Here is a 12,857-nt window from a genome sequence, read left to right on the forward strand (position 1 = left end):
GACGCTCCGTTCCACCCATGGAACGAAACGCGGACGCGCAATCAGCGGGGCGCGCGCTTGAGCGACTCTTGTCGCTCGGGCCACTGCTCGCGCAGGAACTCCACGAAGGCCATCACCTTGGGCACGTGGTGGCGCGTGGGCGGATAGACCGCATGCACCGGCGCGCCCGCGGAGCTCCAATCTGCCAAGACGCGCTGCAGGCGCCCGCTGGTCAGGTCCTCGGCGCGGTGCAGGCTGGGCAACAGCGCGATGCCCGCCCCCGCCATGGTCACCGCGCGCAGCATGTCCGGCTCGTTCACCACCAGCCGCCCGCTCACCTTGACGTCGACGGAGCGCCCCCCCGCGTGCAGGGTCCAGACGTTCCCCTCCAGCGTGGTGCCGAAGATGAGGCAGTCGTGCTTCGTCAGGTCGGCCGGCGTGCGAGGCGTGCCGCGTGCCTTCAGGTACTCGGGCGAGGCCACGGCCACCCGCTCGATGTCACCCAGCCGGCGAGCCATCAACGACGAGTCCGCCAGCTTCCCCGCGCGCACCGCGAGGTCGAAGCCCTCTTCCATCAGGTCCACCGCGCGGTCCGTGCACAACAGCTCCAATTGCACGTCCGGGTATCGCTTCAGGAAGGTCTGGACCAACGGGGCGATGAAGCTGAACGTCAGCGGCGTGGTGACGCGCAGCAGCCCTTGCGGGCCCGCTTGCATGCGGGTGACGGCCAGCTCGGCGGCCTCGGCCTCGGCGACCACTCGCTCGCAGTGCTCGTAGTAGGCGCGGCCCACTTCCGTCAGGTGCAGCTTGCGCGTCGTGCGCTGGAGGAGCTGCGCGCCGATGCGCTCCTCCAGCTCGGACAGCTTGCGACTCACCGTGGACTTGGGCATGCGCAGGCCGCGCGCCGCCGCCGTGAAGCTGCCGGTCTGCACCACCCGCGCGAAGATGAGGAGCTCGTTCAGGTCCATGGCCTCAGAGGGGGATTCGGTGACTGTCCCGTGGGTGGAACAGTCCATCCTGTTCGTCCCGTCTAATCCGGAGCGCCCCCCACCGCTACCTTCCTCTTCGTCAACGCAACACACCTCACGAAAAAGGAAGACAGTCATGGCTCTTCAGACCTGGAACATCGACACGACGCACACGGGCATCCACTTCAGCGTGCGGCACATGGTGGTGGCGAAGGTGCGCGGCAGCTTCCAGCAGTTCAGCGGGACGTTGAACCTGGACGAGTCGAACCCCACCGCGTCGTCGGTGGCCGTGGACATCCAGACGTCCAGCATCAACACGGGCGTCGCGCAGCGCGACAACCACCTGCGCTCGGCGGACTTCTTTGACGCGGAGAAGTTCCCCACGATGCGCTTCGTGAGCACGAAGGTGGAGAAGGCCGGCGGGCACGGGCTGCGCGTGACGGGCAACCTCACCATCCGCGACATCACCCGCGAGGTGGTGCTGGAGACCGAGCAACTCGGCGTGGCGAAGGACCCGTGGGGCAACCTCAAGGCCGCGTTCGAGGCGAAGACGTCCATTGACCGCCGCGAGTTCGGGCTGACCTGGAACCAGGCGCTGGAGGCGGGTGGCGTGCTGGTGGGCGAGCGCATCGACATCACGCTGGAGGTGCAGGCGGCCCCGGCGCAGGCCAACGGGCAGGCGGCCTGAGGCTTCTGGTACCTTCAGGACCCTCATGTCCATCGACAGTCAGACGGAGCAGCCTCGCGCGTTTCGGCAGGTCCTCCAGGTGGAGGGGCACACCCTCCACTCGGACATCTCGGTCGCGCAGGGCGGCGCCGGCTCCGCGCCGACGCCACATGATTTCTTCGATGCGTCCCTGGCGGCCTGCAAGGCGCTCACGGCGTCCTGGTATGCGAAGCAGCATGGCCTGGCGCTGGAGCGGGTGGAGACGCACGTCGAGCGCGACGACAGCCGCGAGCGGCAGGGCGTCTACGTGCTGAAGGTGCGGCACGCCTTCCACGGCAACCTCACGCCCGAGGAGAAGGCGCGCCTGCACGCGGCGGTGGCTCGCTGCCCCATTCACAAGCTGATGACCACCACGGAGGTGGAGATCATCACCGAGCCCCTGGAGAGCGCGGTCGCCGCGACGGGGTGAGCGCTTTCAGCCGAAGCGCTCGCGCAGTCCCGAGGCGTGACTTCGGCTCAGCGGCAGGGGCTCGGGCAGGCCGCGCAGGTGGACGTCACCGCCGCCGCTCAGGCTCCGGTCCACCCGCTCGACGAAGGCGAGGTTGACCAGCGCCGAGCGGTGGATGCGCGCGAACATCCGCTCGGGCAGGCGCGCCTCCCATTCCTTCAAGGGACGTGGAGACAGCGTGCGGGTGCCGTCCGCGGTGACGACCTCCGCGTAGTCTCCGGCGCCGCAAAGACAGACAATCTGGTCCACGCGCACGAAGCGCGAGCGGGCGCCGTTCTCGAGGAACAGCATGTCGTCCTCGGCGAGCTTCTGTCGCACGGGCCCCAGGGGCGGGGCGGGCTTGGGTCGCTCGCCGGTCTCCAGTCGCGCCAGCGTTCGCGCGAGGCGCTCCGGGTGCACGGGCTTGAGCAGGTAGTCGAGTGCGTTGACCTCGAAGGCGCGCAGCGCGTGCGCGTCATAGGCCGTCACGAAGATGACCTCGAAGGGGCACTCGGGCAGGCGCGCGAGCAGGTCGAAGCCGCTCTCTCCCGGCATCTGCACGTCGAGGAAGAGCAGGTCGGGCTGTAGTGCCTGGATGCGCTCCAGTGCGGAGGCGACGCCGTCGGCCTCGCCCACCACCTTTACGAGCGGGTGAGGGGCCAAGAGCTCGCGCAGCTCGACCCTCGCGAGCCGCTCGTCATCCACCAGCAACGCGCGCAGCGGCGACGTCATGGGCATCCTCGGTGATGGGGGCGGTCCACTCCCGCGCGGGCAGCTCGACGACGACGTGGACCCAACCGTCCGTCTCCGAGTGCTCCAGCGTGGCGCGGTCCGCGAAGAGTTGGGCCAGACGCTCGCGCACGTTGCGCAGCCCCGTGCCGGTGCCGTGGGCTCCGGGCCCTCGGCTGGGCGGTGCCCACTGGCCCGTGTTGTCCACCTGGATGCGCAGCAGCGAGCCCTCGCGAGTCACGCGGAGGCGCACTCGCACGGGCAACACGCCCGAGGCCATCCCGTGTTTCACCGCGTTGTCCACCAGGGGCTGGATGAGGAACGCGGGGACGGTGAGCTGCTCCAAGCCCTTCGCGACAGAGATGGTCGCGTCCAGCTTCTCTTCGAAGCGCACGGACTCGATGTTCAGGTAGCTGCGCACCATGGCCAGCTCTTCTTCCAGCGGCACGTTGGGCGCGTCGCCTTTCTGGAGGGAGAAGCGCAGGAAGTCCGCCATCTCCGTCACCATGCGCCGAGCTCTCGAGGGGTCTTCTCCTATGAGTGCCCGGACGGAGGTGAGCGCATTAAAGAGGAAGTGCGGATGCATCTGGTGCCGCAGGGACGTGAGCCTCGCCTCTTGTGCGAGCGCGTCCGCGCGAAGGGCTCGCTCTCGCTCGGTCTGCCAGGCGCGCGCGTGCTTGATGCCGAAGTAGAGCGCGCTCCAACCCAGCAGCGTGATGGCGTAGTCGTAGGCGAAGCGGGGTAGGCGGACGCTGTTGCCCGGCCAGTCGTAGGGCTGGGGATAGAACCACGCGGCCCAGGCTTCGCCCAAGGCCATCCAGACGGTGCCGAGCAGCGCGCTGCCGACCATGGACGCCAGGGCCTGGCGCTTGAAAGTGCCAGGGAAGAGTCGGCGGTAGCCCAGGCGCAACACGCTGCTGAGGACCAGCCCGAACAGCGCGCGCACGGCCTTTACCACCACGAGGTTCAGTGCCCCGCCCTCGGCGGAGAGGATGGGCAGGAAGGTGATGATGAGCAGGCCCGCATACAGCCCCCATCCCCCGAACTGGAGGGTCCAGAATGATGGCGCGGGGGCTGGACGCTGAGACATGCGTGCAAGCTACCAGATGCACGGAGTCAGGCCTTCCGTGCCGCACGCAGGAGGGGCGCGAGCGTGCTCATCCACCGTGCCGAGAGTCAGTCGCAGCGCCGCGACGTCCGCGGGCATGCCGTCCGCGCCCAGTGCTGCCTGCACGATGAGCGCACCCCGCAGCGTGTGCGAAAGCGGGCCGGAGACGTAGATGGTGTCGTTCACGCGTACGGCCTGCACGTAGTCATATGCCTTCTCCCAAGGAACCCCGACGACAGCCCCTCCATTCGAGTGCGCCGAGGGAACCACCACGTGCCGCCTTGCTACGTTGTCAGCCTCCCAGAAGGGCATACCCCTTGGCAGGTATGTTCGTGACGAAACGCGGCTCGTAACCTCCTCCATCCAAGCCACGGAGGAGTATTCAAATGAGGCTGGATCGCGTCGCCATTCGGAACTACAAGTCGATCAAGTCGATTGAGCTGCGAATTCCCCAGAAGGAAGCGCTACGCCAGGGCTCCGCGGACTTTCTCTCCATCGTCGGGGAAAACAACGCGGGAAAATCCTCGATCATGGAGGCCATCCGGCTCGCATGCACCGCCACCATGAAGGTCGCTTCGGAGCAGTTTCCCGGCAATGACGCCACCCGGGGGCCGATCGAAATCGAGCTGGAATTTGATCAGCTGACCGAGAGGGACAAGGAGCTCACCGCCCTCAGTGAAAACACCTATTCCGAAGGTGAACAGTTGCGCTACCGGCTGAAGCGCATCTGGAGAGCCCCCGGAGTTGCTTCGGAGAACTGGGCATACATTCCAGGGCGTCCTCCGGAGGTCGAGCTCATCGGCTGGCCATCCGCCAAGCAAGGGCTCCCGCTCAAGTCTCTTCGAGCGATGACAGATGCGCGGTGGGTGCAGCTCATCGAGCGGTTCTCGACAGAGCCCGGCACCACGAAGATTCCCCTGGACCAGCTCATTGGAGTCGCTCGCGAACTCGAGTCAACGTTGCTGGTCACCCGCCAACCAGACGCGTGGGTCCCCTATGAAAGCGGGAGCACGGCTGCTCTCGATGCGGCGCTTCCCAATGTCGTCTATGTCCCAGCGCTTCGCGAAACGACCGAAGAGACGGATGTGGAAGCGAAATCATCATCGATCCGCAAGATCGTGAACTCGTTGTTCGAGCAGCATTTGTCGAACCACGACCGGGTCGTTCAGTTCAAAAAGGCCGCGTCGGAACTCCAGGACCTCTTCGCCACCGAGGGCAAGCACCGGATCGTCGCCAGTATGGAGGAGAAGCTCACGGAGAAATTCAAGGAGCTCATCAATATCAGCGCTGAGCTCACGTTCGACGCACCCGATGTGACCGCGGACCTCGCGAGCAGCACCAGATTCCGGGTGGTCGATGCGGGCCTGTCCACGCGTCCGGACCACCAGGGCCATGGCGCCCAGCGGTCCATCGTCCTGGCCTTGCTCCAACTTTACGTGGAGCACTCGAGGCAGCATGCGTCGCATGAGCAGCAGCACATGCTCTTCCTGATTGAGGAGCCGGAGATCTATCTGCACCCCGGGATGTGCCGACGGATGCGCGACACCCTCCTGAAGATTGCGCGGAGCGGTATCGGCCAGGTCATCTGCACGACGCATTCGCCCGTCTTTCTGGATCTCGCGGATCGCCACGATGGCATCGTCATCCTGCGCAAGAGGGATGGTCATCCCGTTGCCACGCAGCGCACCCAGGATGTGTTTGCGCAGTCCGATGAGGACCGCGAACAGCGCTCGAGGCTCCGGATGTTGCTCAACTTCGACCCGGCCGTGAACGAAGCGTTCTTCTCCGAGCAGGTCTGTCTCGTCGAGGGGGACTGCGAGATCGCGGCGGTTGAGGCCACTGCGAGGAAGCTCCAGGACCTCGGTGAACTGGACATGCCCCGGTACCTCCTGGCGAGGCGTGCCACCACATTCATCAACTGCCGGGGGAAATGGACGATTCCGGCGTTCCAGAAGGTCCTCAACGCCTTCGGTATCGAGTATCGCGTCATCTACGACCGGGATCAGGGCGTAAGAGCGGATCTTGCGAACGCGAAGATCGATGAACTCCTGATGGACGAGGGGCGTAAGCTCGCCCACGAACCAAACTTCGAGAAGTACATCTTCAACGAGACATGGGTGAAGGACAAGCCGTGGACTGTCACCCAGAGAATCGGTGAGGTCTCGTCGCTCAACGAGCAACTATTGGCTTTCTTTGCCTTCGCAGTGGGGCGGCCGCTTGCTCAATTGAAACCGCAGCCTGTGGTTGCCGCCAGCGTGCAGGCTCTTCCGCATCGAATCCAGGGACCTGCTCGGCGCAATCTCCGGAACAGGCTCAAGGAGTACACGGTTCCACAAGAGGTGCTTCAATCCGCACGCAACTTGAACCAGATTTTTCGTATCGCTGCTGGTCCAAACCGCGACCCAAGCCCGGATTCGCACCTCCCTCTTCCCAGCATCGACGGAACGAAGGTCGATGCGTTCGCCATTGTCACGGGTACTTCAATGGCGGACACGTTGCAGGAACAGGACATCGTGGCACTCAGGTTCCTGGACGGGGTCTATCTGGATCCGGTCGACAACTCGGAGCCACCATCCAACTCCTCGTTGCCGGGCATCATCGAGAACGATGGCATCTATGTGCTGGCGACCAATGACTACATCGACCAGCGGGCATACACCATGAAGCGCGTGCGAATCGCCACGAAGCCCGACGGAACTTGGAACTGCGAAATCCATGCGGACAATCCAGAGACGCTCTGGGGCCACAGGGGCCGTTTCAACATCGTGAAGACGGACCGGGTTCACTTCGCCGCGCAGGTGATTGGGCTGGTCCGCAGTGCGGCCCCGGAGCCCGAACCTTCGGTGCGTTGAGCTTCCGGTGCCAGGCCCACGCGACCGGTAAGATTTCCCTGCTCGCTGTTCGTCGTTCCCCCAAGCAGGTCGAGGTGTCGGCGGCCTGGGGCTGGGGCGTCCACTACACCGAGGACAAGGAGCCCTGGGCCACCGGCGAGGGACGGTGGTGTGCCCGCAGAACGCCCGCCGTCGGTCGGTTACGGCCGTCGCGCTCTGGCGAGTCGTCCTCCTTCGCAACGTGCTCCCAGGCGTCCTGGGGGCAATGTGCGGCCTCGTCTGGCTCGTTGACGAGTTGCTCGTCTCCAGTGGGGGCAGCGCGAGAAGTCGTCGTGCACAGGATGACTGGCTGAGCGTCATCGTGCGGAAGGAATGGGGACTGCTGGGGCGCGCCGCGACGCACATGCCCAATCGCAGGGGACGCCGGAACGTGGCGAGCCACGTCTGTTTATATCTCCGACGGGCCGGGTCGCCTCTGACTCTTGCAATGCAATGCCTCACCCAACCCGTGGCCCTGTCGGACTGAACAGCGAACCTCCGTGCTGAGCGCCCCTGCAGGGGCCTTCCACGGAGGCGTCCATGGGCACGCATTGGAGTTGGGCCGTCGTCCTACTGCTGTGGGTGCCCAGTGCAGTCGGGGCGCAGGACCCCGTCACGCCAGAGGACTTCGACGCCACCGTGCGGCGGCTGGAGGATGCGCTTTCCGACGACTCTCCTGGTGAGGAGGACGAAGGGGAGGCTCCGCCAGAGGAGGCGTCGTCTGAGGCCGTGACGTCCGACTCAACGCCCCCGATGACGAGCCTGCTGCGCGTGGACACGACGACGTGGACGTTGCTGCCTCGGCGGGGCCAGGGCACCGAAGAAGGCTTCGTGCAGTTGGAGCCGATGGTGGCCGCGGGGAGGGGGGAATCGTTCCGCCTCATTCTCGGGGCGCCGGTGCGGCTGCGGCTGTGGGGCGGAGATGGTGCGGGCTTCGTGCGCCAGGAGGACTGGGACGAACTCTCCGACTGGGGCCAGGTGGTGCGCCTCTTCATGGTGGGCGGAGACACGCCCAACTCGGTGTGGCTGGGGATGATGGAGGGCTACTCCCTCCTGTCCGGGCACCTGGTGCGCCGCTACGGCAACCGCGTCAACCCCGACTACCACCCGGCAGGCGTCATCGCGACGGGAGCACTGGGGCCGGTGTACGCGGAGGCCTTCGCTTCGGACGTGTTGAGCGCTCGCCTGACGGGAGCCGAAGTCGCCCTGGACGTACAACATGTCCTCTTCGGCCGGCCTCCTGTCTCGGGGCGGTACACGCTGGCGGTGTCGGCGGTGCATGACTGGGGACGGGTGGGCGGCGCATCGAGGCCAATGACGTTGGCGCACCTGGACGCCACGGCCGTGGTGCTTCGGCGCGGACGCAAGGACAAGAGGGTGGAGGCACACCTGCTGGGTGGGTGGGGCGGACGCCTGGGCGAGGGGAATGCCTGGGGTGCGGTGGCGGGCTTCGGCGTTGATGTGCTGACGGCGACGGTGGACCTGCGCGCTCGCCTGGAGGCTCGCCTCCAACGAGGGGGCTTTCGGCAGGGGGCTTTCGGCCCGGACTATGAACTGGCGCGCTTCCTGGTGGCGGGCCCGACCGCCGTGCCACTGGCTGAGGCGTCCTTCCCGGAGGGCACTTCTGCCTTTGGGGAGGTGATTCTCAGTTGGGACGCAGTGCGGCTGAGTGGCATGCGCCAGCGACACCTCTTCCTCTCCCTGGGAGTGGAGGCCTTCTCCTGGGGCCGGCTGGACGTGGATGGGCGAGCGGAGGTGCAGCTCTTCCACCGAAACCTCACGGTGGGCGTGGGCGGACTGGCGACGGCCATGGGCCAGCCCGGAGCGCGCTACGTCGTCTCTGGGGAGGCCCGGTGGCGTTTCCTAGGAGGCAACCTCTACGCGCTGGGGCAGGGCGGCACGCTGCTGTTCCCGACAGGGACTGGGACGCTGCGGCCAGGCGCCTTCGCGGCGGTGGGGTTGGGGGTGGACAATGCACGCTGAGCGGCCGTGTCGCAGCGGAGCGGGCCTGGTGCTGGCTCTGGTCCTCCTCTTGTCGGGTTGTGCCTTGGGGCCCTCACGGGTGGGCCCTCGCGGCGCCCTGGCTGCCGTCGCGGGCGCGACGCCCATGGTGGCCCTGGGGCGCGGTGTCGTCGCGAGTCTCCCCGAGGACGGCGCGCTCGAGGACTTCGCCGACGAACAGGACGCAGCGGGCCCGCTCCTGCACCGCCGCCGGGCCGCGACGTCCCCACCGAATCCCGGCGGAGGAGAGATGGCTCCCCTGCGTGTGGTTGGCGCCCTGGCGGGGGTGTGCGGGGAAGTTCCGTCGGGTTGGCCACATCTGGACTCGGACGAGGCGGTAATCGCGCCCTTCTTCCGGTGCCCCACGCCAGCGTCTTTCCTGGCCTTGCAGCGCCATGCGGACATGCCCCGGCTGGTGGAGGCCCTCTCGGACTGGAACGCCGTCCGACTTGGTGCCCTGGGGCCCCTGGAGGCCGAAGCCGCCCGGGTCCTCCTCAAGAAGCGCGCGGCCTTCCTGGCCACTGCGGTGGAGAAGCACGGCCTGGCCAAGGCGGAAGTCCTCGCGCTCTTCGTGCTGCACACCTCCTACGACGACGAGGTGCAGCAGCTCTTGCGTTTGCTGGCCATGGACAAGCTGCTGAAGCGCGCCCTGGGAGCCATGGCGTTGGTTCGCGAGGAACTGAACCAGCGGGGCATGGCTCTCGCTGACTTCCCGGAGCGGGACTTCCGTGCGGGCGACATCGCGCGTGGGTTGGGGCGGGCCGCGGATGACGTGGCAGCCTCCATTCCTCTCGTTGGGGGAAGCCGGAGCGTCGACGCGTCCGCCCTGTCCGCGCAGCTGCCACCGCCTTACCAGGACGCGTACCGGGAGGTTGAGAGGGCTCAGTACCTGGGGGCCTTTGCGCCCGGCAGCGTCGCCCTGGCGTCTTTCGACCACCTCTCCTTCGGTGTCCCGCTGGGCTTCTACCACCTGGTGGCGGGGACTGCGCAGGGCGGAGTCTCTCTCGCCAAGGGGGAGTACGAGGAGGCTACACGCCAGTTGGCGCCTGCGGCTCTCATGGTGGGCCTGTACGCGGGAGGAAAGGGCGCACGCGCATTCCGTGAAGCTGGCCTCTCCGGGTCGGGGAGGGCACGGCCCCAGGCGGTGGTGCCTCGAATGGATGCGCTGAAGGTCGTGCTGGAGCGGTTCGAGGCACGACTGGGGCGAGCGCAGTGGGAGAGTTGGCCCGCTACTTACAGCAGAGCCGTGAGGCCGCACTTCTGGCTGCGGAGTGGGGTGACGCCGCAGCCCTTGCTCTGCACGAGTCGCGGGGCAACGTGCCGAAGGCGCGGCAGGCGATTCTGTCTGTTGCCAATTCTGAGCGCCCAGGGGGCCACTCGACGTCGCCCCGCAGCTCAATGGGCGGAACGACTCCGAGCTCTGCGGTGCTCTTCCCGAGGAGTAATCTTCGCGGAGTGGCGCTGAAGTGGCTTCAGCGCAACAAGCCGAGTGGTTGGCGTCAGGTGGCCACTCGAAACAGCGAAGGATGGATTTGGTTGGACTCGAATGGTGTCGAACGCCTGCGATTCATGCGCCCCAATGGTAAGAATCCATCAGCGAGTCAGTGGAGTAGGCAGAGTAATGGGTATTTTCGCTGGAAGGATGCTGCTGATAACTTCTTGGATGTTGATGGGGCGGTTGTGAGTCCAGAACATCCTGGTTTTCAGGAGCTGACGCATATTCCATACGAGGGTTTGTGAGATGGGAACAAAGGAGTTGGTGCTTGGAGGTGGTGAGTTAGAGGGGCTTAGGGAGTGCTTGTTGATTGAGTACGCTCTTGAACGGGGGGGGCGTAAGTTTTTTCTTGTGAGTGAATATGGGGAGGGGCGCGCCTCTGGGCGGCGGTCGTTTATTCGGCTGGTGTTTGAGGGGGTTGAAGATTTCAAGAGGGAGCCAGGAGTGAACTCTGGGTCGCGAGCATACTGGGGGGAGTATCGGCTGCGGGGGGCGCCTGGAGCGGTCGTGATTCAATCATTCGAGACCCTGTCTGAAGAGAGGGGGATGCGCGCGAGTATCTGGTTTGGCCCGTCGTTTGGTGGGTGTTCATTCTTGTATGGAGGCGTTCGTGCGTTTGTGAGAAGTGCTCGTGTTGAGATGCGCGGAATCGATTGGGAGTACAGAGATGTTGAGGATAATGCGGTGCTGGACTTCTATTCGCCTTTCGGCAAGGTTCTCGCGTGAGTCCACTTGGGTGTTGATAAGTAACCGTTCGGATTTGGCTGTCTTGGGAAAGGACGAGTCCCGCCCCAGACGAGGGTCAGTGGACGGGTACCATTCTCGGATGGGTAGCAGCAGGTCCGCAGCGTGACTCAGGCGGTGTGTGCGGCGAGGCGACAACCCCAGTCGCGCCGATGCCTCACGGTAGGTGCACGCCGCGGTTGTCCATGTGAGCCCTCCATCGTGCGAGCAAGCTCGCTTGGCGGACGTCGCTCTGGTCATCGAGGAACTCGGCGTCGAGGATGCGGTCGGTCCGGAAATGGCGAAAGCTCTTGCGCTGCTCGCACCACGCCGCGATCAGACGCACTGCATCCGTGTAGCCGATCATTACCGGCCAAATCGTGCGGCGCGTTTGCTTCTCTGCCTCGTCCTCGTATCGGATGCGGAGCTTACGTCCGGCGCGGATCCAACGCCGGACCTGCGCGACGTCGAGCCCGTCAGGACGCTGGGCGAGCGGGACCGGCGCACCTACGGTTGGCTCGGTGACGAAGACGCGGAGGTGCGAGGGAACGGACGCCGAAATCTTCGCCAGCAGGTCGCGCGCAGCCGCGGCCAGCGCTCGATCCCCCCGCTCGGCGACCCATTGCGCGCCGAGGACGGCCGCCTCGAGCTCGTCGGGGGTGAGCATGAGCGGCGGCATGTCGAACTCGCGGTCGATGATGTAGCCGACCCCAGCTTCGCCCCGGATCGGTACGTGCTGCGCCACCAATGCGGCGATGTCGCGGTAGATCGACCGCTTGCTGACCGCGAACTCGTCGGCGAGCTTCGTGGCGGTGACGGGTCCCCGAGAGCGCCGCAGCGTCTGGATGATCCGGAACAGTCGGTCGGCGCGTCGCATGCTGACATCATGCTGTCAGCAGCCCTTGTGTACAACGCTCGGCATGAACCTCTGCTCCGTTCGACTCATCGTTCGCGACATCAAGACGCTCGTTGCCTTCTACGAGGCCGTCACGACGTTGCCGGCGAGGTGGCTCAGCGACGACTTCGCCGAGATACGCACCCCCGCGTGCACGCTCGCCATCGGCAGCGAGCGTACCGTGAAGCTGTTCGCCGAAGGCGCCGCGAGGGCGGCCGACAACCATACGGCGATCATCGAGTTCCTCGTCGAAGACGTCGACGCAGCGTTCGTTAGGCTCGGCGGAGCCGTCACCGAACTCGTGCAGTCGCCGACGACCATGCCGTGGGGCAATCGCTCACTGCTTATTCGCGATCCCGAAGGGAACCTCATCAACCTCTTCGCTCCGGTCACCGAAGCGGCGAAGCAGCGATTCCTCCGACCCTGAAGCCGCCGCCTTCCCGGCGGCTCCAGTCCCTCGCGCTTGCCGTTCGGCGGAGAGTGTCTTCACTGGTCGTGCTGATTCGGAGAGGCCTCTTCTGGTATCGGGTTGCCCCGTCGGGACCAGCGAAGCAGGTAAGAAACGAAACCAAAAGCGGAGAGAAATTCCTTCTCAGAAGTATAAGAGCGCGAATGTCAGGACTCTTGGATAGTGTTGTTAAGCGCCGACCGGAAATTCAACAGGACCTGTTAAACGCTCTCGATCCCTCTCTCCCCAGATTGGGCAAGCGAGAGCGTTCAAGCAGTCATTGGGCGGCAGAGAAGGGCGGATGACTTGCTCTGAGCGGAGGAGAGCAGAGAGTGCTCTCTACATCGCTGCGAGGAAGAAGGTCGTGTCCCTATAAGTGTGTAGTCGGCGAACAGAGGTGAGCGGGAAAGAGGGAAGCTCCTCGGAGAAACCAACCGAGACGGTCTCCCCCTGGCAGGGGAGCCGAGGAGTTCCCGTCGTGGACGAT

General features: G+C 65.6%; 13 protein-coding genes. 8 read left to right on the forward strand and 5 right to left on the reverse strand.

Annotation, left to right across the window (positions count from 1 at the left end; all coding sequences use genetic code 11):
* Positions 1 to 41: 41 nt before the first annotated feature.
* Positions 42 to 947: a LysR family transcriptional regulator gene (locus KRR26_RS20780; protein WP_217080624.1), complete on the reverse strand. Its 906-nt coding sequence runs from the start codon at positions 945 to 947 to the stop codon at positions 42 to 44.
* 136 nt (positions 948 to 1,083) lie between these two features.
* Here KRR26_RS20780 and KRR26_RS20785 point away from each other — a divergent pair, with 136 nt between their 5' ends.
* Positions 1,084 to 1,635 (forward strand): YceI family protein, encoded by a 552-nt coding sequence (locus KRR26_RS20785; RefSeq protein ID WP_120210487.1) that lies wholly within the window; start codon positions 1,084 to 1,086, stop codon positions 1,633 to 1,635.
* Between the two features lie 25 nt (positions 1,636 to 1,660).
* Positions 1,661 to 2,083 (forward strand): OsmC family protein, encoded by a 423-nt coding sequence (locus KRR26_RS20790; RefSeq protein ID WP_120210486.1) that lies wholly within the window; start codon positions 1,661 to 1,663, stop codon positions 2,081 to 2,083.
* A 6-nt stretch (positions 2,084 to 2,089) separates the two neighbouring features.
* Here the strand turns inward: KRR26_RS20790 and KRR26_RS20795 are convergent, their stop codons facing one another.
* From KRR26_RS20795 to KRR26_RS20805, 3 genes are read right to left on the reverse strand one after another with little or no spacing between them, the layout of a single operon-like run.
* Positions 2,090 to 2,833 (reverse strand): LytR/AlgR family response regulator transcription factor, encoded by a 744-nt coding sequence (locus KRR26_RS20795; protein ID WP_217080625.1) that lies wholly within the window; start codon positions 2,831 to 2,833, stop codon positions 2,090 to 2,092.
* Positions 2,799 to 3,920: a sensor histidine kinase gene (locus KRR26_RS20800; protein WP_217080626.1), complete on the reverse strand. Its 1,122-nt coding sequence runs from the start codon at positions 3,918 to 3,920 to the stop codon at positions 2,799 to 2,801. Before KRR26_RS20800 ends, KRR26_RS20795 begins: the two co-directional genes overlap by 35 nt.
* 9 nt (positions 3,921 to 3,929) lie before the next feature.
* Entirely contained in the window at positions 3,930 to 4,211 is a 282-nt protein-coding gene (locus KRR26_RS20805; protein ID WP_217080627.1) for a RidA family protein, read from the reverse strand.
* A gap of 113 nt (positions 4,212 to 4,324) precedes the next feature.
* Here KRR26_RS20805 and KRR26_RS20810 point away from each other — a divergent pair, with 113 nt between their 5' ends.
* From KRR26_RS20810 to KRR26_RS20830, 5 genes are all read left to right on the forward strand, one after another.
* Complete coding sequence (locus tag KRR26_RS20810; protein WP_217080628.1) at positions 4,325 to 6,790, forward strand: AAA family ATPase; 2,466 nt, start codon at positions 4,325 to 4,327, stop codon at positions 6,788 to 6,790.
* A gap of 558 nt (positions 6,791 to 7,348) precedes the next feature.
* Positions 7,349 to 8,791 (forward strand): hypothetical protein, encoded by a 1,443-nt coding sequence (locus tag KRR26_RS20815; RefSeq protein ID WP_217080629.1) that lies wholly within the window; start codon positions 7,349 to 7,351, stop codon positions 8,789 to 8,791.
* Positions 8,792 to 8,819: 28 nt separating this feature from the next.
* Positions 8,820 to 10,274 carry a hypothetical protein gene (locus KRR26_RS20820; RefSeq protein ID WP_236068884.1) on the forward strand — a complete coding sequence of 485 codons (1,455 nt, stop codon included), beginning with the start codon at positions 8,820 to 8,822 and terminating at the stop codon, positions 10,272 to 10,274.
* Positions 10,265 to 10,549 (forward strand): hypothetical protein, encoded by a 285-nt coding sequence (locus tag KRR26_RS20825; protein ID WP_217080635.1) that lies wholly within the window; start codon positions 10,265 to 10,267, stop codon positions 10,547 to 10,549. The genes KRR26_RS20820 and KRR26_RS20825 overlap by 10 nt, the downstream gene beginning before the upstream one ends.
* Position 10,550: 1 nt before the next feature.
* Positions 10,551 to 11,030 (forward strand): hypothetical protein, encoded by a 480-nt coding sequence (locus KRR26_RS20830; RefSeq protein WP_217080630.1) that lies wholly within the window; start codon positions 10,551 to 10,553, stop codon positions 11,028 to 11,030.
* Positions 11,031 to 11,205: 175 nt separating this feature from the next.
* Here the strand turns inward: KRR26_RS20830 and KRR26_RS20835 are convergent, their stop codons facing one another.
* Positions 11,206 to 11,904, reverse strand: a complete 699-nt coding sequence (locus KRR26_RS20835) for a helix-turn-helix transcriptional regulator (protein WP_217080631.1) — start codon at positions 11,902 to 11,904, stop codon at positions 11,206 to 11,208.
* 43 nt (positions 11,905 to 11,947) lie between these two features.
* Between KRR26_RS20835 and KRR26_RS20840 the strand changes: the two genes are divergently transcribed.
* Positions 11,948 to 12,349, forward strand: a complete 402-nt coding sequence (locus KRR26_RS20840) for a VOC family protein (protein ID WP_217080632.1) — start codon at positions 11,948 to 11,950, stop codon at positions 12,347 to 12,349.
* Positions 12,350 to 12,857 lie beyond the last annotated feature (508 nt).

The sequence above is a fragment of the Citreicoccus inhibens genome, assembly GCF_019039035.1.
Lineage (GTDB): Bacteria > Myxococcota > Myxococcia > Myxococcales > Myxococcaceae > Citreicoccus > Citreicoccus inhibens.

What these genes read in the sequence shown, in the direction of transcription:
- KRR26_RS20815 (WP_217080629.1), top strand. Translation starts at nt 7,349, where the DNA reads ATGGGCACGCATTGGAGTTGGGCCGTCGTCCTACTGCTGTGGGTGCCC.
- KRR26_RS20785 (WP_120210487.1), top strand. Translation starts at nt 1,084, where the DNA reads ATGGCTCTTCAGACCTGGAACATCGACACGACGCACACGGGCATCCAC.
- KRR26_RS20795 (WP_217080625.1), bottom strand. Translation starts at nt 2,833, where the DNA reads ATGACGTCGCCGCTGCGCGCGTTGCTGGTGGATGACGAGCGGCTCGCG.
- KRR26_RS20840 (WP_217080632.1), top strand. Translation starts at nt 11,948, where the DNA reads ATGAACCTCTGCTCCGTTCGACTCATCGTTCGCGACATCAAGACGCTC.
- KRR26_RS20810 (WP_217080628.1), top strand. Translation starts at nt 4,325, where the DNA reads ATGAGGCTGGATCGCGTCGCCATTCGGAACTACAAGTCGATCAAGTCG.
- KRR26_RS20790 (WP_120210486.1), top strand. Translation starts at nt 1,661, where the DNA reads ATGTCCATCGACAGTCAGACGGAGCAGCCTCGCGCGTTTCGGCAGGTC.
- KRR26_RS20830 (WP_217080630.1), top strand. Translation starts at nt 10,551, where the DNA reads ATGGGAACAAAGGAGTTGGTGCTTGGAGGTGGTGAGTTAGAGGGGCTT.
- KRR26_RS20800 (WP_217080626.1), bottom strand. Translation starts at nt 3,920, where the DNA reads ATGTCTCAGCGTCCAGCCCCCGCGCCATCATTCTGGACCCTCCAGTTC.
- KRR26_RS20835 (WP_217080631.1), bottom strand. Translation starts at nt 11,904, where the DNA reads ATGCGACGCGCCGACCGACTGTTCCGGATCATCCAGACGCTGCGGCGC.
- KRR26_RS20780 (WP_217080624.1), bottom strand. Translation starts at nt 947, where the DNA reads ATGGACCTGAACGAGCTCCTCATCTTCGCGCGGGTGGTGCAGACCGGC.